Origin of the sequence: Enterobacter sp. KBR-315C3_2022, assembly GCF_041399425.1 — a bacterium.
In the GTDB taxonomy this organism is placed as follows: Bacteria; Pseudomonadota; Gammaproteobacteria; order Enterobacterales; family Enterobacteriaceae; genus Enterobacter.
Window position 1 is genome coordinate 1 of sequence record NZ_JBGKEB010000017.1, and the last position, 21,556, is coordinate 21,556.

Consider the following 21,556-nt stretch of genomic DNA (forward strand, 5'->3'; position numbering starts at 1 on the left):
AAAACGCCTGAGCACAAAAAGTGGAACGGCGACATGACCCACGGCGTAGCGCCGTCCAGCAGCACTAACGGCACTGACGTGAAGCTGTCTCCGGGTTCTTCCACCGGCCAGACCGGCATGGACATGCCGAAAACGCCTGAGCATAAGCAGTGGAACGGCGACATGACCAACGGCGTGGCGCCGTCCAGCAGCACCAGCGGCACCGACGTGAAGCTATCTCCGGGCTCCGCCACCGGTCAGACCGGCATGGATATGCCGAAAACGCCTGAGCACAAGCAGTGGAACGGCGACATGACCAACGGCGTGGCGCCGTCCAGCAGTACCAGCGGCACCGACGTGATCCTGTCTCCGGGTTCTTCCACCGGCAAGACCGGCATGGATATGCCGAAAACGCCTGAGCACAAAATGTGGAACGGCAACATGAACTCTACCGGTGCGATGACCCAGCCGAAAAAATGGCTGCCATTGATGCAGGAAACGCCGATCGATATGTACGCGAAGGTGATTATTGAGTTCAAAAAAGAGCAGTTGAGTTAAGTACGACCTCCCCGTCACGCGCTGGCGGGGATTTTCATGTAGCTATAAAAAAGGGTCTGACCACGGTCAGACCCTTTTCTTATTCAGCGCGCGAAAGCGTTACTCGTCTTCGAGATAGGTGTACCCGTACAGCCCCGCCTCAAACTCTTCAAGGAACTGCTGCTGCAGCGCATCGTCCAGGCCGGTGTTTTTCACCTGATCGCGGAACTGGGTTAACAGCTTGCCCGGATCGAGCTGCACGTACTCAAGCATATCCGCAACGGTATCCCCTTCATCAGACAGCTCAACCTCCACGCTGCCGTCAGGGAAGACAAACACGTCAACCGCTTCGGTATCCCCGAACAGGTTGTGCATGTTGCCGAGGATCTCCTGATACGCGCCAACCATGAAGAAGCCCAGCATCGGCGGGTTCTCCGGATCGTACTCCGGCATTGGCATCGTCGTTGCGATGCCGTCGCCGTCCACGTAGTGGTCGATAGCGCCGTCAGAATCGCAGGTGATATCCAGCAGCACGGCACGACGCTCCGGCGCGTGGTTCAGCCCTTCCAGCGGCAGAACCGGGAACAGCTGATCGATACCCCATGCATCCGGCATCGACTGGAACAGCGAGAAGTTGACGTAAATCTTGTCCGCCATGCGCTCCTGCAGCTCGTCGATAATCGGACGGTGCGCGCGGTTGCTCGGATCGAGCTGCTTTTGCACCTCGTGGCACATGTTCAGATAAAGCTGCTCGGCCCACGCGCGCTCCTGCAGGCTAAAGGAGCCAGAGGAATAACCGACGTGAATATCGTGCAGGTCCATCTGGCTGTCGTGCAGCCACTCGCGCAGCGATCGACGGTTGCCCGGCTCGTGCATCTCCTGCCAGGTTTCCCACATGTTTTGCAGAGAACGAGGCGCATCCGCCTGCGGCGGCGTCGCTTCGGAAATCTCGCTGCGCTCAACGCCGATGATGTTGGAAACCAGCACGGTGTGGTGCGCGGTCACCGCGCGGCCCGATTCGGTAATCACCGTCGGATGCGGCAGGCCGTGCTCTTCGCAGGCGTCGCCGATGGCCCAGATGATGTTGTTCGCGTATTCGTTCAGGCCGTAGTTGACCGAGCAGTCGGACTGCGAGCGCGTGCCTTCATAGTCCACGCCCAAGCCGCCGCCGACGTCGAAGCACTGGATGTTGACGCCCAGCTTGTGCAGCTCAACGTAGAAACGCGCCGACTCGCGCACGCCGGTGGCGATATCGCGAATGTTGGCCATCTGCGAGCCGAGGTGGAAGTGCAGCAGCTGAATGCTGTCCAGACGACCGCGCTCGCGCAAAATTTCCACCAGTTGCAGCACCTGGTTCGCCGCCAGGCCGAACTTGGATTTTTCGCCGCCGGAGGACTGCCATTTACCGGAGCCCTGCGACGCCAGACGCGCACGCACGCCGAGGCGCGGCACCACGTTCAGGCGCTCGGCCTCTTCCAGCACGATGGCGATCTCGGTCATCTTTTCGATAACCAGATAGACCTTGTGGCCCATCTTCTCGCCGATCAGCGCGAGGCGAATGTATTCGCGGTCCTTATAGCCGTTACAGACGATCACCGAACGGGTCATGCCCGCGTGCGCCAGTACGGCCATCAGCTCGGCCTTGGAACCGGCTTCCAGGCCCAGCGGTTCGCCGGAGTGGATCAGGGATTCGATGACGCGGCGGTGCTGGTTCACCTTGATCGGGTACACCAGGAAGTAGTCGCCTTTATAGCCGTAAGATTCACGCGCGCGCTTGAACGCGGCGTTAATCGAGCGCAGGCGGTGTTGCAGGATCTGCGGGAAGCAGAACAGTGCGGGCAAACGCTGGCCCTGCGCTTCGCGGGCTTTCACCAGTTTAGCGAGATCCACGCGCGCGTCAGGGACGTCCGGGTCCGGGCACACGCTGATGTGGCCCAGCTCGTTGACGTCGTAGTAGTTATTGCCCCACCAGGCAATATTGTAGGTGCGCAGCATCTTGCTGGCTTCCTGGGAGCTCATCGCAACCTCCTGCATGGAACGTAGTACACCCTGTTCGCCCGCTGACGAAGGCGAAACTGAAGACATGTCGTCAGACATAGCGAACCTCAACTCGTTGTATTAAGTGTAAAACAGTTGACTACTATCGCAGCGTTATACGGCGATAACAACCCATAAACGGCTCCATTTCCCAGCAGAGTATGCTGAAATCCAGACCGTGCGACCGGTTTCTTATTCATATCATTGTAAAACACGTATCCGAACTGTGTATGACAAGGTTCGGCGAAACCACGAGATAACTCTTGTTTTAACAAGAGCGCCCTTGTTCAGTTTTCACAAAGCGTCACCGGCCCTGGAATCCTGAGAAGCGCCGAGATGGGTATAACATCGGCAGGTTTGCAGACTAGAAATGCGGAGTGCGGGAATCAAATGCGCGCCAGAACGGCTGCGCTGAATTAGCGGAAAACGATGGTTCATTATCTCGTATCACCTCCACGGCCGCTTCTGCTGAAACGGACCACAAGCCAAAGCTATGAGTTCACTGCTTAACCCGGCTGGAAGTGGCGACACGATGAGTTCATCGAGCGCTTTTTTGTAGAAGCCGCGCGCCGCGTTTTATACCGAGAAGACCGCTAAAAAGCAAAATAAAAATGCGCGGGTTGCCAGCAGCGTCAGGAAATATTTCCAGCGGTGGTTGCAGCGCGGTGAGAGGTGAGTCAAAAAAAACTGGAAATCGGTCTAAGAAGTGACCTAAAATAGCCGTCCAGATGTTAATCCATCTATACCGATTAACACTCAGACTGCCAGTGTCATTAACCTGCAGGCCTTGGTAGAATTATCTTCTACGGCTATTCAAGACAGCAGTTCGAGCTAACCAAATTCCTATTAGGTAAAATAAAACATGGCAAAACACCTGTTTACATCCGAGTCCGTATCAGAAGGACATCCTGACAAAATTGCCGACCAAATCTCCGATGCCGTGCTGGATGCGATCCTTGAACAGGATCCAAAAGCGCGCGTCGCGTGTGAAACCTATGTCAAAACCGGCATGGTTCTGGTTGGCGGTGAGATCACCACCAGCGCTTGGGTTGATATCGAAGAGATCACCCGTAACACGGTGCGTGAAATCGGCTATGTCCATTCCGATATGGGCTTTGATGCCAACTCCTGCGCGGTGCTGAGCGCAATTGGTAAGCAATCCCCGGACATCAACCAGGGCGTTGACCGCGCCGATCCGCTGGAACAGGGCGCGGGCGACCAGGGCCTGATGTTCGGCTATGCCACCAACGAAACCGACGTGCTGATGCCAGCGCCTGTCACCTACGCGCACCGTCTGGTGCAGCGTCAGGCTGAAGTGCGTAAAAACGGCACGCTGCCGTGGCTGCGTCCGGACGCGAAAAGCCAGGTGACCTTCCAGTACGACGACGGCAAAATCGTCGGCATCGATGCGGTTGTTCTGTCCACCCAGCACGCGGAAGATATCGATCAGAAATCCCTGCAGGAAGCGGTGATGGAAGAGATCATCAAGCCGGTTCTGCCAACCGAATGGCTGAGCAGCGCGACCAAATTCTTCATCAACCCAACCGGACGCTTTGTTATCGGCGGCCCAATGGGCGACTGCGGCCTGACCGGACGTAAAATCATCGTTGATACCTACGGCGGCATGGCGCGTCACGGTGGCGGTGCGTTCTCCGGTAAAGATCCGTCTAAAGTTGACCGTTCTGCCGCGTACGCCGCGCGTTATGTGGCGAAGAACATCGTTGCCGCAGGCCTGGCCGACCGCTGTGAGATTCAGGTTTCCTACGCGATCGGCGTGGCTGAGCCAACCTCCATCATGGTGGAAACCTTCGGCACCGAGAAAGTGCCTTCGGAACAGCTGACCCTGCTGGTGCGCGAGTTCTTCGACCTGCGTCCATACGGCCTGATTCAGATGCTGGATCTGCTGCACCCAATCTACAAAGAAACCGCCGCGTACGGTCACTTTGGTCGCGAACATTTCCCATGGGAAAAAACCGACAAAGCCGCCCTGCTGCGTGATGCTGCCGGTCTGAAGTAATCGACTGACTGCGTTAGACAGGCCAGCCTTCGGGCTGGCCTTTTTTTTTGTGCGGCCTTTATTGCCCGGCGGCGCTCCGCTTGCACGGGCCTACCGGTTTTGCGTTTTTTGTAGGCCGGGTAAGGCGCAGCCGCCACCCGGCGACAGGCCGCACGCGCTGGAACCGTTTACACCACGCCAAATATCTCTCGCTTTCAGATTATTCCCTTTGCATGATCGCATTCCTTCTGCTGTTACATTCCCTTTCAGTTAAGTCTGAAAGGTGGATATTCGCGATGCATATCACCTCGTTTACCTCTATATTTTCAAAGCTTTAATTATTTTTACGATGCAGGCGTAGTGTAACCGATTACACCATTGTGATTTGTCTCACATATTTTTACGCGCTGCTCACCTACCCTTAACATCGACAAAACTGATAACCCAACTGGAGGGCATAATGCCTGACAATAAAAAACAGGGGCGCACGTCCAATAAGACGATGACCTTCTTCGTCTGCTTCCTTGCAGCCCTGGCAGGATTACTCTTTGGCCTGGATATCGGCGTTATTGCCGGTGCATTACCCTTCATCACCGACGAATTCCAGATCAGCGCACACACGCAGGAATGGGTCGTAAGCTCAATGATGTTCGGTGCCGCCGTGGGCGCGGTGGGCAGCGGATGGCTCTCCTTCAAGCTCGGGCGTAAGAAAAGCCTGATGATCGGGGCGATCCTGTTCGTCGCCGGCTCGCTCTTCTCCGCCGCCGCGCCGAACGTGGAGGTGCTGATTATCTCCCGCGTGCTGCTGGGCCTGGCGGTGGGCGTCGCGTCCTATACCGCGCCGCTTTACCTGTCTGAGATCGCGCCAGAAAAAATTCGCGGCAGCATGATCTCCATGTACCAACTGATGATCACCATCGGAATTCTCGGCGCCTACCTGTCCGACACCGCGTTCAGCTACAGCGGCGCATGGCGCTGGATGCTTGGCGTGATTATTATCCCGGCCATTCTGCTGCTGATCGGCGTCTTCTTCCTGCCGGACAGCCCGCGCTGGTTCGCCGCCAAGCGCCGCTTCCACGATGCCGAGCGCGTGCTGCTTCGCCTGCGCGACACCAGCGCAGAGGCGAAAAACGAGCTGGAAGAGATCCGCGAAAGCCTGAAGGTAAAACAGTCCGGCTGGGCGCTGTTTAAAGAGAACAGCAACTTCCGCCGCGCGGTGTTCCTCGGCGTGCTGCTGCAGGTGATGCAGCAGTTCACCGGGATGAACGTCATCATGTACTACGCGCCGAAAATCTTCGAGCTGGCGGGCTACACCAACACCACCGAGCAGATGTGGGGCACCGTTATCGTGGGCCTGACCAACGTGCTGGCAACCTTCATTGCCATCGGCCTGGTTGACCGCTGGGGCCGTAAGCCGACCCTGACGCTGGGCTTCCTGGTGATGGCGGTGGGTATGGGCGTCCTAGGCACCATGATGCACATGGGCATTCACTCCCCAACCGCGCAGTACGTCGCCGTGGCCATGCTGCTGATGTTCATCATCGGTTTTGCGATGAGCGCCGGCCCGCTGATTTGGGTGCTGTGCTCCGAAATCCAGCCGCTGAAAGGCCGCGACTTCGGCATCACCTGCTCCACCGCGACCAACTGGATCGCCAACATGATCGTCGGCGCAACGTTCCTGACCATGCTCAACACCCTGGGCAACGCGAATACCTTCTGGGTCTATTCCGGTCTGAACGTGTTCTTCATCGTGCTGACTATCTGGCTGGTGCCTGAAACCAAACACGTCTCCCTGGAACACATTGAACGTAACCTGATGAAAGGTCGCCCGCTGCGCGAAATCGGCGCACACGACTAATTATCTGGCGGGAGGCGCCTCTTGCGCCTCCCCGCTTCGCGCTTTATGCTCTGCCCCTATGAAAGCTCCCCGTCTCCCCATCGCCATCCAGCTCGCCGTTATGCGCAGCCTGCGGGAAAAACTCGCCCAGGCAAACCTTAAGCTTGGCCGCAATTACCCCGAACCTAAGCTTGTCTATCAGCAGCGCGGAACGGCCGCGGGTACCGCCTGGCAGGAATCCTATGAGATCCGCCTGAACCCGGTGCTGATGATGGAAAACCAGCAGGCGTTCATTGATGAGGTTGTGCCGCACGAGCTGGCGCACCTGCTGGTGTGGAAGCACTTTGGCCGCGTGGCGCCGCACGGCAAAGAGTGGAAATGGATGATGGAGGCGGTGCTGGGCGTCCCGGCGCGCCGCACCCACCAGTTCGAGCTGGAATCGGTGCGCCGCAATACCTTTCCCTACCGCTGCCGGTGCCAGCAGCACCAGCTTACCGTCCGCCGCCACAATCGCGTGGTACGCGGTGAAGCGACCTACCGCTGCGTGAAATGCGGCGAGCCGCTGGTCGCAGAATAATCAGTAGAACATTCAGGAACTTTCCTGATCTGGCTGATTGCATACCAGAACAACATTCGCTACGTTGCGGGCTCGTTTTGACACGGAGTCTAAGATGTCCCGTAATTTCTCTCTCGCCGCCGCGTTTCTGACGACGGCACTCTCTGGCCACGCGCTGGCCGACGGTATCAACAGCTTCTCCCAGGCCAAAGCGGCCGGCGTTAAGGTCAACGCCGACGTGCCGGGCGATTTCTACTGCGGCTGCAAAATTAACTGGCAGGGCAAAAAAGGCGTCGTGGATCTCGAATCCTGCGGCTATAAGGTGCGTAAAAACGAGAACCGCGCGGGCCGCATCGAATGGGAACACGTTGTTCCGGCCTGGCAGTTTGGCCACCAGCGCCAGTGTTGGCAGGACGGCGGACGCAAGAATTGCTCGAAAGATCCGTTATACCGCCAGATGGAAAGCGATATGCACAACCTGCAGCCCGCGGTGGGCGAGGTGAACGGCGACCGCGGCAACTTTATGTACAGCCAGTGGAACGGCGGCGAGGGGCAGTACGGCCAGTGCGCCATGAAGGTCAATTTTAAAGAAAAAGTGGCCGAGCCCCCTGCCCGCGCGCGCGGCAGCATCGCCCGCACCTACTTCTATATGCGCGACCGATACGATCTGAATCTCTCCCGCCAGCAGACCCAGTTGTTCAACGCCTGGGACAGGCAATATCCGGTAACGGAGTGGGAATGCCAGCGCGACGAACGCATCGCCAGAGTGCAGGGGAATCACAACCCGTACGTCCAGCGGGCTTGCCAGGCGCAAAAGAGCTAACCTACACTAGCGGCAACCAATCTATACCGCACAAGACACGGAATTTCTGACAATGCGCATTCCCCGCATCTACCATCCTGAACTGATTACCGCAGGCCGTGAAATCGCCCTGTCTGATGAAGCCGCAAACCACGTGGGCCGCGTGCTGCGCATGGGCGCAGGCCAGGCGATACAGCTTTTCGACGGCTCGAACCAGGTGTTCGACGCGGAAATCACCCGCGCCGATAAAAAAAGCGTTCACGTCAACGTGGTGCGGGGCGAGGTGGACGACCGCGAATCTCCACTGCATATCCACCTGGGCCAGGTGATGTCGCGCGGCGAAAAGATGGAGTTCACCATACAGAAATCCATCGAGCTGGGTGTAAGCCTCATTACGCCACTTTTTTCTGAGCGCTGCGGCGTTAAACTGGATGCAGAACGTCTGAACAAAAAGATCCAGCAGTGGCAGAAAATTGCCATCGCTGCCTGTGAACAGAGCGGCCGCAACCGTATTCCGGAGATCCGCCCGGCGATGGATCTGGAGGACTGGTGCGCAGAAGAGGAAAGCGGCCTGAAGCTGAACCTTCACCCGCGCGCCAGCGCCAGCATCAATACGCTGCCGCTGCCCGTTGAGCGCGTGCGCCTGCTGATTGGCCCCGAAGGCGGCCTCTCGGCTGACGAAATTGCGATGACCGCACGCTACCAGTTTACTGATATCCTGTTGGGACCTCGCGTTCTGCGCACTGAGACAACGGCGCTCACCGCCATCACCGCGCTACAGGTGCGGTTTGGCGATCTGGGTTGAAGCATAAATGGAGAAGAACATGATCAAGCTCGGCATCGTGATGGACCCCATCGCAAAGATTAACATCAAGAAAGACTCCAGCTTCGCTATGCTGCTGGAAGCGCAGCGTCGCGGCTATGAGCTTCACTACATGGAGATGAACGATCTCTACCTGATCAACGGTGAAGCCCGCGCGCGTACCCGCATCGTTAACGTCGAGCAGAACTACGACAAATGGTACGAATTTGGCACCGAGCAGGATATTGCCCTCGCCGATCTCAACGTGATCCTGATGCGTAAAGATCCGCCGTTCGACACCGAATATATCTACTGCACCTACATCCTCGAGCGCGCCGAAGAGAAAGGCACGCTGATCGTCAACAAGCCGCAGAGCCTGCGCGACTGTAACGAGAAGCTCTACACCGCCTGGTTCTCCGACCTGACGCCGGAAACGCTGGTGACCCGCAGCAAAGCGCAGCTGAAAGCCTTCTGGCAGAAGCACGGCGACATCATCATGAAGCCGCTGGACGGCATGGGCGGCGCCTCGATTTTCCGCGTGAAAGAGGGCGATCCGAACATCGGCGTGATTGCCGAAACGCTCACCGAGCTGGAGACGCGCTACTGCATGGCGCAGAACTACCTTCCCGCTATTAAAGACGGCGACAAGCGCGTGCTGATCGTCGACGGCGAGCCGGTTCCTTACTGCCTGGCGCGCATTCCGCAGGGCGGTGAAACCCGCGGTAATCTGGCCGCCGGTGGCCGCGGCGAGCCGCGTCCGCTGAGCGAAAGCGACTGGGAAATTGCCCGTCGCGTGGGCCCGACGCTGAAGGCCAAAGGGCTTATCTTCGTCGGACTCGACATCATCGGCGACCGCCTGACGGAAGTGAACGTCACCAGCCCAACCTGCATCCGCGAAATCGAAGCGGAGTTTCCGGTGTCGATCACCGGCATGCTGATGGACGCCATCGAAAAACGGATACAGAAGTAATCCACCAAAGAGTGACAGCGTTGCCGTTTCTCCGCATACTGGGCGCTGTCGCTTTTTAAACCAGGAAACAGACCCTCTGACAATGAATTTACAGCATCACTTTCTTATTGCCATGCCTGCACTCCAGGATCCTATGTTCCGCCGCGCGGTCGTTTATATTTGCGAATACAACGAAGATGGCGCGATGGGAATTATCATCAATAAGCCGCTGGAAAACCTTCAGGTAGAAGGCATTCTGGATAAGCTGAAAATCACGGCGGACGCGCGTTTACCGGAAATCCGTCTTGATAAACCGGTGATGCTGGGTGGGCCACTCGCAGAAGATCGTGGTTTTATTCTGCATACGCCGCCGGTCTTTTCTTCAAGCATTCGCATCTCTGATAACACCGTGATTACCACCTCCCGGGACGTGCTGGAAACGCTGGGCACCGCGGAACAGCCTTCCGAAGTGCTGGTTGCCCTGGGCTATGCCTCATGGGAAAAGGGCCAGCTTGAGCAGGAAATTCTGGATAACGCCTGGCTGACGGCCCCCGCGGACATGAACATCCTGTTTAAAACCCCTATCGCTGACCGCTGGCGCGACGCGGCGAAGCTGATTGGCATTGATATCCTGACCATGCCCGGCGTGGCGGGACACGCATAATGAGCGGAACCCTTCTCGCCTTTGACTTCGGCACCAAAAGCATCGGCGTTGCCATCGGCCAGCGCATCACCGGCACCGCGCGTCCGCTGACGGCGATAAAAGCGCAGGACGGCACGCCCGACTGGACGCTGATCGAGCGCCTGCTGAAAGAGTGGCAGCCCGATGAGGTGATCGTCGGGCTTCCGCTGAACATGGACGGCACCGAACAGCCGCTCACCGCGCGCGCGCGTAAATTTGCCAACAAAATCCACGGCCGCTTTGGTTCGGTGGTGAAGCTGCACGATGAGCGCCTGAGCACCGTTGAAGCGCGCGCCGGGCTGTTCGAGCACGGCGGTTTCCGCGCGCTCAACAAGGGCAGCGTGGATTCCGCCTCTGCGGTGATCATTCTCGAAAGCTACTTCGAGCAAGGCTACTGACCGCGCTATAGCCTCCCCTGCGCGCGACGCTCCGCAAGGCTTTGCTCAAAATTCTGCATCCCCGCCTGCTGTCCGGTCTGAATCACGCCAGGCAGCTGGTGCGTCTTCCCTTCACGGATAAGATTCGCAACCGCTGGCGTATTGATCAGCAGCTCGTAAATCCCCACCCGTCCGCCCTGCAGGTCCGGGAGCAGCTTTTGCGCCAGCACCGCGCGGAGGCTTCCCGCCAGCTGATGGCGCACGGGATCTTTTTCCTCGGCGGGAAAGGTGTCCACCAGCCGCTCAACTGCCTGCGCTGCGCCCCGCGTGTGCAGCGTTGCCAGCACCAGATGGCCGGTTTCCGCCGCCGTCAGGGCCAGGCGTATGGTTTCGCCGTCGCGCAGTTCGCCGAGCAAAATCACGTCCGGATCTTCCCGCAGCGCGCCGCGCAGGGCGTCAGAGAAGGACGGCGCGTGCTGCCCAATCTCCCTCTGCTGGATGAGGCAGCGCTCGCTCTGGTAAACAAACTCCACCGGATCTTCCAGCGTCAGGATATGCCCGTCGGTATGGTGATTGAGAAAATCGACCATCGCGGCAAGCGTGGTGGACTTCCCGCTGCCGGTGGCGCCCGTGACCAAAATCAGGCCGCTCTCGCCGGATAACAGCTCGGGCAGCGCCCGCGGTGCGCCAAGCGATGAAAGCTGCGGACAGGCGAGCGGCAGCAGGCGCAGCGCCACCGACGCTCCCTTAATGTGCTTAAACGCGCTGCCGCGCAGGCGCTGCAGGTTGGTAAGCATGACCGAAAAATCGACCTGCCCGTTCGCCCACCAGGCCCCCTGCTGCTCGTCATTAAGCCACTTTTTTAACAACGCCTCGACGTCGGGAGGCGGAAACGGCGCGGGTTCAAGCCTGCCGAGCCTGCGCCAGCGCGGCGGTGAATCACTGCACAGGTGTAGATCGGAGACGTTATGCTTTACACTAAGCGCCACCATTTCTTCCAAAACCATACGATCATCCTCTGACATGAACGACATTGCGCATAACCTGGCACAGGTCCGGGATAAAATCTCAGCCGCTGCAACGCGTTGCGGCCGTGCTTCAGAAGAAGTTACGTTACTTGCAGTCAGCAAAACCAAGCCTGCGAGCGCCATCGCAGAAGCGATAGAGGCGGGCCAGCGTGCATTTGGTGAAAACTACGTGCAGGAAGGCGTGGATAAAATTCGCTTCTTCCAGCAACAGGGGAATGCGGATCTGCAATGGCACTTTATTGGCCCGCTGCAGTCGAACAAAAGTCGTCTGGTGGCAGAGCATTTTGACTGGTGCCACACCCTCGATCGCCTGCGCATTGCAACGCGCCTGAACGATCAGCGCCCTGCGGAGCTAGGCCCGCTTAACGTGCTGATTCAAATCAACATCAGCGATGAAAACAGCAAGTCCGGCATTGCGCTCGACGAGCTGGACGCGCTGGCCGCCGAGGTGGCAGCCCTGCCGCGGCTGACCCTGCGCGGGCTGATGGCCATCCCGGCGCCTGAGTCAAGTTATGAAAGGCAGTTTGCCGTGGCACGGCAAATGGCTGTAGCATTCGAGGCGCTTAAAGCGCGCTTTGACACGGTAGACACGCTTTCTCTGGGCATGTCGGATGATATGGACGCCGCCATCGCGGCAGGCAGCACTATGGTGCGCATCGGCACGGCAATTTTCGGTGCGCGCGACTACTCCAAATAATAAGGAAACCTGAGGAACGCCATGAAGACGTTGACTTTCCTGCTCTCAACGGTCATTGAACTGTATACGATGGCGCTTTTGCTGCGCGTCTGGATGCAGTGGGCCCGCGTTGATTTTTACAATCCGTTCTCGCAATTTGTGGTGAAAATTACCCAGCCGGTGGTCGGGCCGCTGCGCCGCGTTATTCCTGCGATGGGGCCAATCGACAGTTCATCCCTGCTGATGGCGTTTATCCTTAGCGTGATCAAGGCCATCGTGCTGTTTATGGTCATCACCTTCCAGCCGATCATCTGGATCGCCGCCGTCCTGATTCTGGTGAAAACCGTCGGGCTGCTGATCTTCTGGGTGCTGCTGGTGATGGCGATCATGAGCTGGGTAAGCCAGGGCCGCAGCCCGGTGGAATACGCGCTGATCCAGCTGGCCGAGCCGCTGCTGCGCCCGATTCGTAACCTGCTTCCGTCCATGGGCGGCATTGATTTTTCGCCGATGATCCTGGTTCTGCTGCTGTACGTGGCGAACATGGGCATCGCCGAGCTGCTGCAGGCCACGGGCGATATGCTGCTGCCGGGGCTGTGGATGGCGCTATGAGTGCAGTGAGCACCTGCGCTGACGGGCTGGTTTTACGGCTGTATATTCAGCCGAAAGCCAGCCGCGACAGCATTGTTGGTCTGCATGGCGACGAGCTAAAAGTCGCCATCACCGCCCCGCCGGTTGACGGCCAGGCAAATGCGCATTTGACCAAATATCTGGCAAAACAGTTTCGCGTCGCCAAAAGCAACGTCATCATTGAAAAAGGCGATCTTGGGCGGCATAAACAGGTCAAAATCCTTAACCCGCAAGCAATCCCGACGGAAGTCGCGGCTCTGACAGAACAGGACTAAACCCATGCAGAAAGTTGTTCTCGCTACCGGTAACGCCGGTAAGGTGCGCGAGCTGGCCTCGCTTTTAAATGATTTTGGGCTGGACGTGGTCGCGCAAACCGAGCTTGGCGTAGATTCCGCTGAAGAGACGGGCCTGACGTTTATCGAGAACGCCATCCTGAAGGCACGCCACGCCGCGCAGATTACCGGCCTGCCCGCGATCGCTGACGACTCCGGCCTGGCCGTTGATTACCTCGGCGGCGCGCCGGGTATTTACTCCGCCCGCTATTCCGGCGAGGACGCGACCGACCAGCAGAATCTTGAAAAGCTGCTGGTTGCGCTGAAGGACGTGCCGGACGAGCAGCGCGCCGCGCAGTTCCACTGCGTGCTGGTTTATATGCGCCATGCGGAAGACCCGACGCCGATCGTCTGCCACGGCAGCTGGCCGGGCGTAATTACCCGCGAAGCGGCGGGCAGCGGCGGCTTTGGCTATGACCCGATTTTCTTTGTCCCGACCGAGGGCAAAACCGCTGCGGAGCTGACCCGCGAAGAAAAAAGCGCGATTTCCCACCGCGGGCGCGCGCTGAAACTGTTACTGGAAGCATTACGTAATGGCTAATTTGCCGCCTCTGAGTCTCTATATTCACATCCCGTGGTGCGTGCAGAAATGTCCGTACTGCGATTTCAACTCGCACGCGCTGAAGGGCGAAGTGCCGCACGATGACTACGTTGCGCACCTGCTGGCTGACCTGGACGCCGATGTACCTTACGCACAGGGACGTGAAGTTAAGACCATTTTTATCGGCGGCGGTACGCCGAGCCTGCTGTCAGGCCCGGCGATGCAAACGCTGCTGGACGGCGTGCGTGCGCGCCTGAATCTGGCTGCGGACGCTGAAATTACGATGGAAGCCAACCCCGGCACCGTTGAGGCCGACCGTTTCGTCGACTATCAGCGCGCGGGCGTGAACCGCATCTCCATCGGCGTGCAGAGCTTTAGCGAGCCGAAGCTGAAGCGCCTGGGGCGCATCCACGGCCCGGAAGAGGCGAAGCGCGCGGCAAATCTGGCGACGGGGCTGGGGCTTCGCAGCTTTAACCTGGACCTGATGCACGGCCTGCCGGACCAGTCTCTGGAAGAGGCGGTGGACGATCTGCGCCAGGCGATTGCGCTGAACCCGCCGCATCTGTCGTGGTATCAGCTGACCATTGAGCCGAACACGCTGTTCGGCTCGCGCCCGCCGGTGCTGCCGGACGACGACGCGCTGTGGGATATCTTCGAGCAGGGCCACCAGCTTCTGACCGCGGCGGGCTACCAGCAGTACGAAACGTCCGCCTACGCGAAACCGGGCTACCAATGCCAGCACAATCTGAACTACTGGCGCTTTGGCGACTATCTGGGCATCGGCTGCGGCGCGCACGGTAAGGTGACCTTCCCGGACGGACGCATTCTGCGCACCGCCAAAACGCGCCATCCGCGCGGCTATATGGAGGGGCGCTATCTGGAACGCAGCCACGACGTCGAGGCGGCGGATAAGCCGTTTGAGTTCTTTATGAACCGTTTCCGCCTGCTGGAAGCCGCGCCGCGCGCGGAGTTCTCACTCTACACCGGACTGCCGGAAACGGTGATTCGCCCGCAGATTGACGACGCGCTGGCGCAGGGGTATCTCACCGAGTGTGATGAGTACTGGCAGATCACCGAGCACGGCAAGCTGTTCTTAAACTCCCTTCTCGAGCTGTTCCTCGCGGAAGATCCTGAAGGCTGATTCAGGATTTTGCATCCCGTTCTGCCAGCAGAGGGAAAGGCTGGCAGAGTGTGGGGATGGACATGATTCATGCTTATGCAAAACAGCTCCGCCGGGGGCCGACGCGGGAAGAAAGACGGCTTTGGTATTTACTGCGCCGTCGCGGTTTCGCTGACTATAAATTCCGTCGACAGCACCCGGTAGGGAACAACATTCTGGATCTCGCCTGCTGCGAAGCCCGGCTGGCCGTTGAGCTGGATGGAGGACAACATGATGAAAATCAGGAATACGATCGTCAGAGGACGATTTGGCTGAATGCCAAAGGCTGGCATGTGATTCGCTTCTGGAACAACGAACTCTGGAATAACGAAGAAGCGGTTTAGAAACGATCCTTGAGGCACTGCAAATGCGGCTACCCTCACCCCGGCCCTCTCCCTGAAAGGGAGAGGGAGAAAACCACTGAAGAAGGTTAAGGTTGGGGAGCAAACTATTCCCTCGCCCCTTTGGGGAGAGGGTTAGGGTGAGGGGGGCCCAGCGCGCAAAAGCGTTACTTCAGCGTCCCCACCAGCGCCTTCCGGCTGTCTTCCAGCGTCACCACGCGCTGGCACACGTCTTTGCCGAACTGCTGGAAATCCGCTTCCTGGTTCTTCCACTCGTTCTGAATCGAGGTCTGCAAGCCGCCCAGGCTGCCCAGCACGCCCTGCAGCGGGTTACCGCCGCCTTTCAGCACGGCTTTCGCGCCCATTTCGTTGATGCTGTCCTGCAGGATGCCGCCCATCGCCTGGTTCACCAGGTTTTGTCCGTCGGCACGAACCTCATCAATCGCCTTGTAGTGGAACGTCAGGCCGTCGGTGCGGTGCTCGATGATGCGGTTCATCTGCTCTTTAAGCTGCTTGTCCAGCTTCGTCAGGCGTGTGCGCATGTTGCTGCTCTCACCCACCTCTTTGGTGATGATCTTATCCAGCGCCACGCGGCTTTTCTCAACGCGGCTTAATGCGCCCTGGTCGATCCACGGCAGCGCGGTGCGCAGTTCGGCCTGGTAATCTTTCGCCTGCTCGCGCTGCGCGGCGGTCAGGTTATACGCTTTGCCGTTGAAGGTGACGCTGCCATCCGGGGTAATCACCAGATTGCCGTTCTCGCCTTTGACCTGCACGGTTTGCGGGCTTAACACCACGTCGTCACGCGGGGTGACGCTACATTGATAATCCGCATGAGCGGTGGTTCCGATTGCCATTAGAGCAACAGCCAGCAACGTTTTGCGCATCTTAAACACTCCCTCAGACAAAATGGGCCAGCTTATGCTGGCCCTTTACTTGCTTTATTAGTCCCACCAAACGTCGAAAAGTTCGCTGATGCGAACATCTTCCGCCTTGTGGTCTTCAAGCCATTTGCGCACCAGCGCCTGATGTTCTTCGGTGCATTTGCCCACTTCCTGCGTGCAGATCAGCCCTTCCCACGCCAGGTAGCCGCTGCCGTCAAAGGCCAGCTTGTTCGGCTCGATAACGTCATTGATGAACGCATCAACGTCCTGGTCGATCTGCTCAACGCTGGTGCCTTCCGGGAAACGCCACGCAACGGAGAAGCCGATTTCCTGGAATTCTTCGATGTGCATTTTTTTACGCAGACGACGGCTACGATTCTTTGCCATTATTTTACCCTCTCGAACATTAAGTCCCATACGCCGTGGCCAAGACGATGGCCACGCTGTTCAAATTTCGTTACCGGACGCGAGTCCGGGCGCGGTACATAGTCGTTGCTTGCAGACTGGTTTTTATACCCGTCCAGAGACGACATCACTTCCAGCATGTGCTCTGCATAAGGTTCCCAGTCGGTCGCCATATGGAAAACGCCGCCCAGCTTCAGCTTACTTTTCAGCAGCTCGGCAAACGGCGCCTGAACGATACGGCGTTTATTATGACGCGCTTTGTGCCATGGGTCAGGGAAAAAGAGCTGAACCATGTTTAAAGAATTGTCAGGAATCATTTTGTGCAGCACTTCCACCGCGTCGTGACACATCACGCGCAGGTTCTCGACGCCCTCTTCGTGCGCCGTTGCCAGGCATGCGCCCACGCCCGGCGAGTGCACCTCAATGCCGAGGAAGTTCTGCTCCGGGCGCGCTTTCGCCATGGTCACCAGCGAGGTGCCCATACCAAAGCCGATCTCCAGCGTCACGGGCGCTTCACGGCCAAACAGCTCGACAAAGTCGACGGGCTGTTCGGTAAATTCAACGCCCATCACCGGCCAGTAGTTGTCCAGCGCATGTTGCTGCCCTTTTGTCAGGCGGCCCTGACGGCGGACAAAGCTGCGAATCCGGCGCAGCGGGCGACCGTTTTCATCAAATTCCGGTGAAATGACGTCGTTTTTCATAAAAGAGTTGTCTGCTTGTGAGAGTGTTCGGGAAACGGGCATTATCCAAAGTTAAGGCGTGTATGCAAGCATGGGAAAGATCCGGTTTACAGCAGATGGGCGCTGTGCTGCAATCTGCCTCCCTGAATACGCGAATCGATGACCATGCAAGCCTCTCAATTTTCAGCCCAGGTGCTGGACTGGTACGACAAATACGGGCGTAAAACCCTGCCCTGGCAAATTGAAAAAACGCCCTACAAAGTATGGCTCTCCGAGGTGATGTTGCAACAAACGCAGGTTGCAACGGTGATTCCCTATTTCGAGCGTTTTATGGCGCGTTTTCCCACGGTCACGGATCTGGCGAACGCCCCGCTGGACGAGGTACTTCACCTGTGGACCGGGCTCGGCTACTACGCCCGCGCGCGCAACCTGCACAAGGCGGCGCAGCAGGTTGCGACGCGTCATCACGGCAAATTCCCGGAAACCTTTGACGAAGTGGCGGACCTGCCCGGCGTCGGGCGCTCCACCGCGGGCGCAATCCTCTCCCTTTCCTTAGGCAAGCATTTCCCGATCCTCGACGGCAACGTGAAGCGCGTGCTCGCCCGCTGCTATGCGGTTGACGGCTGGCCGGGCAAAAAAGAGGTCGAAAAGCGCCTGTGGGAAATTAGCGAAGACGTTACGCTCGCTAAGGGCGTCGAGCGGTTTAACCAGGCAATGATGGATCTCGGCGCGATGGTCTGCACCCGCTCAAAGCCGAAGTGCGAGCTTTGTCCGGTGAGTAACCTCTGCGTGGCCTACGCCAACCACTCGAGGGCGCAGTATCCGGGCAAAAAGCCGAAGCAGACGCTGCCGGAGCGCACCGGGTATATGCTGCTGATGCAGCACGGCGACGAGGTCTACCTTGCCCAGCGCCCGCCGAGCGGCCTGTGGGGTGGTCTATACTGCTTCCCACAGTTTGAGGATGAAACAGCATTACGCGCGTGGCTTGAACAGCGCGGAATCGCTGCCGATAACCTTGCGCAGCAGACCGCGTTTCGCCACACCTTCAGCCATTTCCATCTGGATATTGTGCCTATGTGGCTTCCCGTGTCTTCATTCACCGCCTGCATGGATGAAGGGAGCGGTCTCTGGTATAACTTAGCGCAACCGCCATCAGTCGGGCTGGCGGCTCCCGTGGAGCGCCTGTTACAGCAATTACGTGCTGGTGCAATGGTTTAGCACCCGCAATAAAAGAGGAATGAGTATGGCCAGAACCATTTTTTGTACTTTCCTGCAGCGCGACGCTGAAGGCCAGGACTTCCAGCTCTACCCGGGCGACCTGGGTAAGCGCATCTACAACGAGATCTCCAAAGAAGCCTGGGGACAGTGGCAGAAAAAGCAGACCATGCTGATCAACGAGAAAAAGCTCAGCATGATGAACCCGGAACACCGCAAGCTGCTGGAGCAGGAAATGGTGAACTACCTGTTTGAAGGCAAAGACGTGCACATCGAAGGCTATACGCCGCCGGAAAAATAGTATCGCGCCGCTGTTGCCCGGCGGCGCTTCGCTTGCACGGGCCTACGGTTTTGTAGGCCGGGTAAGCGCAGCGCCACCCGGCGAAAGCTACGACTAAGCAAACACAACACGCACTCCCGGAATGATGAAAAAATTATTAGCGCTCGCTCTAGTTGCGCCGTTGCTTGTCTCGTGTTCTTCAAAAAAAGGCGATGATTACAACGAAGCCTGGGTTAAGGACACCAACGGTTTTGACATCCTGATGGGGCAGTTTGCCCATAACATCGAAAACATTTGGGGATTTAACGAAGTTCTGATCGCCGGACCGAAGGACTACGTTAAGTACACCGACGCCTACCAAACCCGCAGCCACATCAACTTTGATGACGGTACGATTACCATCGAAACCATTTCAGGGACCGAGCCCGCGGCGCACCTGCGCCAGGCGATTATCAAAACCCTGCTGATGGGCGACGATCCCGGCTCGATTGACCTCTATTCCGACGCCGACGACATCACCATTTCCAAAGAGCCGTTCCTTTACGGCCAGGTCGTGGACAATACCGGCCAGCCGATCCGCTGGGAAGGACGCGCCACCAGGTTTGCCGATTACCTGCTGCAAACGCGCATGAAAAGCCGCACAAACGGCTTGAAGATTATCTACAGCGTCACCATTAACCTGGTGCCGAACCACCTCGACAAGCGTGCGCATAAGTACCTCGGCATGGTGCGCCAGGCGTCGCGTAAATACGGCGTGGAAGAGTCGCTGATTCTGGCGATTATGCAGACCGAATCCTCGTTTAACCCGTACGCGGTGAGCCGTTCCGACGCGCTGGGCCTGATGCAGGTGGTGCAGCACAGCGCCGGTAAAGACGTGTTCCGCTCGCAGGGGAAATCGGGCACGCCGAGCCGCAGCTATCTGTTCGATCCGCAGAGCAACATTGATACCGGCACCGCCTACCTGGCGATGCTGAACAACGTGTACCTGGGCGGAATTGATAACCCGACGTCGCGCCGCTACGCGGTGATCACCGCCTACAACGGCGGCGCGGGCAGCGTGCTGCGCGTGTTCTCGAACGATAAGGTGCAGGCGGCCAACATCATCAACAGCATGGCGCCGGGGGATGTCTATACGACGCTGACCACGCGCCACCCGTCCGGGGAATCCCGCCGCTACCTCTACAAAGTGAACACGGCGCAGAAGAGCTATCGCCGCCGCTAGAAAAATAACGCCCCTCACCCTGCCCTCTCCCCAGAGGGGAGAGGGTGTTCAAGTTCCCTCTCCCCTCTGGGGAGAGGGCTAGGGTGAGGGGACATCAGGCCGCACCCACTGCACCACCCACCACACCCATACGAAAACGTTATTTGCATCACAATCCAGTCTGCAAATTAATGTTGATTGCATTTTTTTGCGGGAGGTAACAAAACATAACCTCGCCTGCTGATAGAATTGCATCAAATAACAACCCTCAATGTTCCTATAACAACATATCTCCCGCTCACTTGTGAGGAAAGTAACATGAACCTTAAGCTGCAGCTTAAAATATTGTCGTTTCTGCAGTTCTGCCTGTGGGGTAGCTGGCTGACTACGCTCGGCTCCTATATGTTTGTGACGCTGAAGTTCGACGGCGCGTCCATCGGTGCCGTATACAGCTCGCTGGGTATCGCGGCGGTCTTCATGCCAACGCTGCTCGGCATCGTGGCGGATAAGTGGCTCAGCGCGAAGTGGCTGTACATGCTTTGCCATCTGGTGGGCGCGGGAACGCTGTTTATGGCGGCCGAAGTGACCACGCCGGGGGCGATGTTCATGGTGATCCTGCTTAACTCGCTGGCCTATATGCCAACGCTTGGGCTGATCAACACCATCTCCTACTACCGCCTGAAGTCCGCGGGAATGGATATCGTCACCGACTTCCCGCCAATCCGCATCTGGGGCACCATCGGCTTTATCATGGCAATGTGGGGCGTGAGCTTCGCGGGCTTTGAGCTGAGCCACATGCAGCTCTACATCGGCGCGGCGCTCTCCGTGCTGCTGGCGCTGTTCACCCTGACGCTGCCGACCATTCCGGTGTCTAACCAGCAGAAAAACCAGAGCTGGAGCACCATGCTCGGCCTGGACGCCTTCGCGCTGTTCAAAAACAAGCGCATGGCGATCTTCTTTATCTTCTCCATGCTGCTGGGCGCGGAGCTGCAAATCACCAACATGTTCGGCAACACCTTCCTGCACAGCTTCGATAACAACCCGCTGTTCAGCGGCAGCTTTATCGTTGAGCACGCGTCGGTGATGATGTCCATCTCGCAGATCTCCGAGACGCTGTTCATCCTGACCATCCCGTTCTTCCTCAGCCGCTACGGCATTAAGAACGTGATGCTGATCAGCATCGCGGCGTGGATGCTGCGCTTTGGCCTGTTCGCCTACGGCGATCCAAGCCCGTTCGGCACCGTGCTGCTGGTGCTGTCGATGATTGTCTACGGCTGCGCCTTCGACTTCTTCAACATCTCCGGTTCGGTGTTCGTTGAGAAAGAGGTTAAGCCTGAAATCCGCGCCAGCGCGCAGGGCATGTTCCTGATGATGACCAACGGCTTCGGCTGTATTCTGGGCGGCGTGGTGAGCGGCAAGGTGGTCGAGATGTACACCACCAACGGCATCACCGACTGGCAGCCGGTGTGGCTGATCTTCGCCGCGTACTCGCTGGTGCTGTTCTTCGCGTTCATCGCGCTGTTCAAGTACAAGCACGTGCGTGTGCCGAATGGCGCGCAGCCGGTCGCGCATTGATCTTTGATGTGTTGTGCCCGGTAGCGGCTTCGCCTTACCGGGCCTACAAAAGCACATAAAA

Annotated in this window: 24 protein-coding genes and 1 pseudogene; 19 read left to right on the forward strand and 6 right to left on the reverse strand. The window is 58.1% G+C overall.

Features of this window, described 5'->3' with window-relative positions:
* Positions 1-537 (forward strand): hypothetical protein (locus tag AB8804_RS16810; protein WP_371188138.1); only part of this gene is annotated, 537 nt, incomplete at its 5' end.
* Between the two features lie 99 nt (positions 538-636).
* Here the strand turns inward: AB8804_RS16810 and speA are convergent.
* Positions 637-2,613 carry a biosynthetic arginine decarboxylase gene (speA, locus tag AB8804_RS16815; RefSeq protein WP_371188140.1) on the reverse strand — a complete coding sequence of 659 codons (1,977 nt, stop codon included), beginning with the start codon at positions 2,611-2,613 and terminating at the stop codon, positions 637-639.
* Positions 2,614-2,621: 8 nt separating this feature from the next.
* Positions 2,622-2,753, reverse strand: coding sequence for an acid stress response protein YqgB (gene yqgB / locus AB8804_RS16820; RefSeq protein WP_146745738.1), 132 nt, complete (start codon positions 2,751-2,753; stop codon positions 2,622-2,624).
* 662 nt (positions 2,754-3,415) lie between these two features.
* Here yqgB and metK point away from each other — a divergent pair.
* The 8 genes from metK (at position 3,416) to ruvX (ending at position 10,575) form a co-directional block, all read left to right on the forward strand.
* Positions 3,416-4,570 carry a methionine adenosyltransferase gene (gene metK / locus AB8804_RS16825; RefSeq protein ID WP_371188142.1) on the forward strand — a complete coding sequence of 385 codons (1,155 nt, stop codon included), beginning with the start codon at positions 3,416-3,418 and terminating at the stop codon, positions 4,568-4,570.
* 439 nt (positions 4,571-5,009) lie between these two features.
* Positions 5,010-6,407 carry a galactose/proton symporter gene (gene galP / locus AB8804_RS16830; protein ID WP_371188144.1) on the forward strand — a complete coding sequence of 466 codons (1,398 nt, stop codon included), beginning with the start codon at positions 5,010-5,012 and terminating at the stop codon, positions 6,405-6,407.
* Between the two features lie 58 nt (positions 6,408-6,465).
* Entirely contained in the window at positions 6,466-6,963 is a 498-nt protein-coding gene (locus tag AB8804_RS16835; protein ID WP_371188146.1) for a SprT family zinc-dependent metalloprotease, read from the forward strand.
* A gap of 94 nt (positions 6,964-7,057) precedes the next feature.
* Entirely contained in the window at positions 7,058-7,765 is a 708-nt protein-coding gene (gene endA / locus AB8804_RS16840; RefSeq protein ID WP_371188148.1) for a deoxyribonuclease I, read from the forward strand.
* A gap of 52 nt (positions 7,766-7,817) precedes the next feature.
* Positions 7,818-8,549, forward strand: a complete 732-nt coding sequence (rsmE, locus tag AB8804_RS16845; protein WP_371188150.1) for a 16S rRNA (uracil(1498)-N(3))-methyltransferase — start codon at positions 7,818-7,820, stop codon at positions 8,547-8,549.
* Positions 8,550-8,568: 19 nt separating this feature from the next.
* Entirely contained in the window at positions 8,569-9,516 is a 948-nt protein-coding gene (gene gshB, locus AB8804_RS16850) for a glutathione synthase (protein WP_371188152.1), read from the forward strand.
* Positions 9,517-9,598: 82 nt separating this feature from the next.
* A complete protein-coding gene (locus AB8804_RS16855; protein WP_371188154.1) occupies positions 9,599-10,159 on the forward strand; it encodes a YqgE/AlgH family protein in 561 nt (186 codons plus the stop codon).
* Positions 10,159-10,575: a Holliday junction resolvase RuvX gene (ruvX, locus tag AB8804_RS16860; protein WP_371188156.1), complete on the forward strand. Its 417-nt coding sequence runs from the start codon at positions 10,159-10,161 to the stop codon at positions 10,573-10,575. The genes AB8804_RS16855 and ruvX overlap by 1 nt, the downstream gene beginning before the upstream one ends.
* A 5-nt stretch (positions 10,576-10,580) precedes the next feature.
* Here ruvX and AB8804_RS16865 read toward each other — a convergent pair whose 3' ends face one another.
* A complete protein-coding gene (locus tag AB8804_RS16865) occupies positions 10,581-11,561 on the reverse strand; it encodes a type IV pilus twitching motility protein PilT (protein WP_371188158.1) in 981 nt (326 codons plus the stop codon).
* A gap of 16 nt (positions 11,562-11,577) precedes the next feature.
* On the opposite strand from AB8804_RS16865, the gene AB8804_RS16870 reads away from it, so the two are divergent.
* The 6 genes and pseudogenes from AB8804_RS16870 to AB8804_RS16895 all read left to right on the forward strand — a co-directional run bounded on the left by AB8804_RS16870 (position 11,578) and on the right by AB8804_RS16895 (position 15,317).
* Positions 11,578-12,279, forward strand: coding sequence for a YggS family pyridoxal phosphate-dependent enzyme (locus AB8804_RS16870; RefSeq protein WP_371188160.1), 702 nt, complete (start codon positions 11,578-11,580; stop codon positions 12,277-12,279).
* 21 nt (positions 12,280-12,300) lie between these two features.
* Positions 12,301-12,867 carry a YggT family protein gene (locus AB8804_RS16875; protein WP_371188162.1) on the forward strand — a complete coding sequence of 189 codons (567 nt, stop codon included), beginning with the start codon at positions 12,301-12,303 and terminating at the stop codon, positions 12,865-12,867.
* The gene (gene yggU, locus AB8804_RS16880) at positions 12,864-13,160 is read left to right on the forward strand and encodes a DUF167 family protein YggU (protein WP_371188164.1); all 297 of its coding nucleotides are present in this window, start codon (positions 12,864-12,866) and stop codon (positions 13,158-13,160) included. Before AB8804_RS16875 ends, yggU begins: the two co-directional genes overlap by 4 nt.
* 4 nt (positions 13,161-13,164) lie before the next feature.
* Complete coding sequence (locus AB8804_RS16885; RefSeq protein ID WP_371188166.1) at positions 13,165-13,758, forward strand: XTP/dITP diphosphatase; 594 nt, start codon at positions 13,165-13,167, stop codon at positions 13,756-13,758.
* Complete coding sequence (gene hemW, locus AB8804_RS16890) at positions 13,751-14,899, forward strand: radical SAM family heme chaperone HemW (protein ID WP_371188168.1); 1,149 nt, start codon at positions 13,751-13,753, stop codon at positions 14,897-14,899. Before AB8804_RS16885 ends, hemW begins: the two co-directional genes overlap by 8 nt.
* Before the next feature lie 56 nt (positions 14,900-14,955).
* Positions 14,956-15,317 (forward strand): annotated as a pseudogene (locus AB8804_RS16895) (endonuclease domain-containing protein).
* A gap of 108 nt (positions 15,318-15,425) precedes the next feature.
* Here the strand turns inward: AB8804_RS16895 and AB8804_RS16900 are convergent.
* The 3 genes from AB8804_RS16900 to trmB are packed head-to-tail and all read right to left on the reverse strand — an operon-like array spanning position 15,426 to position 17,245.
* Positions 15,426-16,142 carry a DUF2884 domain-containing protein gene (locus AB8804_RS16900; protein WP_371188170.1) on the reverse strand — a complete coding sequence of 239 codons (717 nt, stop codon included), beginning with the start codon at positions 16,140-16,142 and terminating at the stop codon, positions 15,426-15,428.
* A gap of 57 nt (positions 16,143-16,199) precedes the next feature.
* Positions 16,200-16,526: a YggL family protein gene (locus AB8804_RS16905; RefSeq protein ID WP_112009850.1), complete on the reverse strand. Its 327-nt coding sequence runs from the start codon at positions 16,524-16,526 to the stop codon at positions 16,200-16,202.
* The gene (trmB, locus tag AB8804_RS16910; RefSeq protein WP_371188173.1) at positions 16,526-17,245 is read right to left on the reverse strand and encodes a tRNA (guanosine(46)-N7)-methyltransferase TrmB; all 720 of its coding nucleotides are present in this window, start codon (positions 17,243-17,245) and stop codon (positions 16,526-16,528) included. Before trmB ends, AB8804_RS16905 begins: the two co-directional genes overlap by 1 nt.
* Before the next feature lie 144 nt (positions 17,246-17,389).
* On the opposite strand from trmB, the gene mutY reads away from it, so the two are divergent.
* The 4 genes from mutY to AB8804_RS16930 all read left to right on the forward strand — a co-directional run bounded on the left by mutY (position 17,390) and on the right by AB8804_RS16930 (position 21,495).
* Positions 17,390-18,442, forward strand: a complete 1,053-nt coding sequence (mutY, locus tag AB8804_RS16915; protein WP_371188175.1) for an A/G-specific adenine glycosylase — start codon at positions 17,390-17,392, stop codon at positions 18,440-18,442.
* Between the two features lie 25 nt (positions 18,443-18,467).
* Positions 18,468-18,740 (forward strand): oxidative damage protection protein, encoded by a 273-nt coding sequence (locus tag AB8804_RS16920; RefSeq protein ID WP_042321942.1) that lies wholly within the window; start codon positions 18,468-18,470, stop codon positions 18,738-18,740.
* A 124-nt stretch (positions 18,741-18,864) separates the two neighbouring features.
* A complete protein-coding gene (gene mltC / locus AB8804_RS16925) occupies positions 18,865-19,941 on the forward strand; it encodes a membrane-bound lytic murein transglycosylase MltC (RefSeq protein WP_371188178.1) in 1,077 nt (358 codons plus the stop codon).
* A gap of 297 nt (positions 19,942-20,238) precedes the next feature.
* The gene (locus AB8804_RS16930) at positions 20,239-21,495 is read left to right on the forward strand and encodes a nucleoside permease (RefSeq protein ID WP_371188180.1); all 1,257 of its coding nucleotides are present in this window, start codon (positions 20,239-20,241) and stop codon (positions 21,493-21,495) included.
* Positions 21,496-21,556 lie beyond the last annotated feature (61 nt).

Bases quoted from the DNA above. Each gene is read 5' to 3' on its own strand.
- AB8804_RS16855 (WP_371188154.1), top strand. From the start codon at position 9,599: ATGAATTTACAGCATCACTTTCTTATTGCCATGCCTGCACTCCAGGAT.
- AB8804_RS16835 (WP_371188146.1), top strand. From the start codon at position 6,466: ATGAAAGCTCCCCGTCTCCCCATCGCCATCCAGCTCGCCGTTATGCGC.
- mutY (WP_371188175.1), top strand. From the start codon at position 17,390: ATGCAAGCCTCTCAATTTTCAGCCCAGGTGCTGGACTGGTACGACAAA.
- AB8804_RS16930 (WP_371188180.1), top strand. From the start codon at position 20,239: ATGAACCTTAAGCTGCAGCTTAAAATATTGTCGTTTCTGCAGTTCTGC.
- gshB (WP_371188152.1), top strand. From the start codon at position 8,569: ATGATCAAGCTCGGCATCGTGATGGACCCCATCGCAAAGATTAACATC.
- speA (WP_371188140.1), bottom strand. From the start codon at position 2,613: ATGTCTGACGACATGTCTTCAGTTTCGCCTTCGTCAGCGGGCGAACAG.
- AB8804_RS16885 (WP_371188166.1), top strand. From the start codon at position 13,165: ATGCAGAAAGTTGTTCTCGCTACCGGTAACGCCGGTAAGGTGCGCGAG.
- trmB (WP_371188173.1), bottom strand. From the start codon at position 17,245: ATGAAAAACGACGTCATTTCACCGGAATTTGATGAAAACGGTCGCCCG.
- rsmE (WP_371188150.1), top strand. From the start codon at position 7,818: ATGCGCATTCCCCGCATCTACCATCCTGAACTGATTACCGCAGGCCGT.
- AB8804_RS16875 (WP_371188162.1), top strand. From the start codon at position 12,301: ATGAAGACGTTGACTTTCCTGCTCTCAACGGTCATTGAACTGTATACG.
- AB8804_RS16870 (WP_371188160.1), top strand. From the start codon at position 11,578: ATGAACGACATTGCGCATAACCTGGCACAGGTCCGGGATAAAATCTCA.
- AB8804_RS16905 (WP_112009850.1), bottom strand. From the start codon at position 16,526: ATGGCAAAGAATCGTAGCCGTCGTCTGCGTAAAAAAATGCACATCGAA.
- yggU (WP_371188164.1), top strand. From the start codon at position 12,864: ATGAGTGCAGTGAGCACCTGCGCTGACGGGCTGGTTTTACGGCTGTAT.
- endA (WP_371188148.1), top strand. From the start codon at position 7,058: ATGTCCCGTAATTTCTCTCTCGCCGCCGCGTTTCTGACGACGGCACTC.
- hemW (WP_371188168.1), top strand. From the start codon at position 13,751: ATGGCTAATTTGCCGCCTCTGAGTCTCTATATTCACATCCCGTGGTGC.
- AB8804_RS16920 (WP_042321942.1), top strand. From the start codon at position 18,468: ATGGCCAGAACCATTTTTTGTACTTTCCTGCAGCGCGACGCTGAAGGC.
- mltC (WP_371188178.1), top strand. From the start codon at position 18,865: ATGAAAAAATTATTAGCGCTCGCTCTAGTTGCGCCGTTGCTTGTCTCG.
- metK (WP_371188142.1), top strand. From the start codon at position 3,416: ATGGCAAAACACCTGTTTACATCCGAGTCCGTATCAGAAGGACATCCT.
- AB8804_RS16900 (WP_371188170.1), bottom strand. From the start codon at position 16,142: ATGCGCAAAACGTTGCTGGCTGTTGCTCTAATGGCAATCGGAACCACC.
- ruvX (WP_371188156.1), top strand. From the start codon at position 10,159: ATGAGCGGAACCCTTCTCGCCTTTGACTTCGGCACCAAAAGCATCGGC.
- galP (WP_371188144.1), top strand. From the start codon at position 5,010: ATGCCTGACAATAAAAAACAGGGGCGCACGTCCAATAAGACGATGACC.
- AB8804_RS16865 (WP_371188158.1), bottom strand. From the start codon at position 11,561: ATGGTTTTGGAAGAAATGGTGGCGCTTAGTGTAAAGCATAACGTCTCC.
- yqgB (WP_146745738.1), bottom strand. From the start codon at position 2,753: ATGAATAAGAAACCGGTCGCACGGTCTGGATTTCAGCATACTCTGCTG.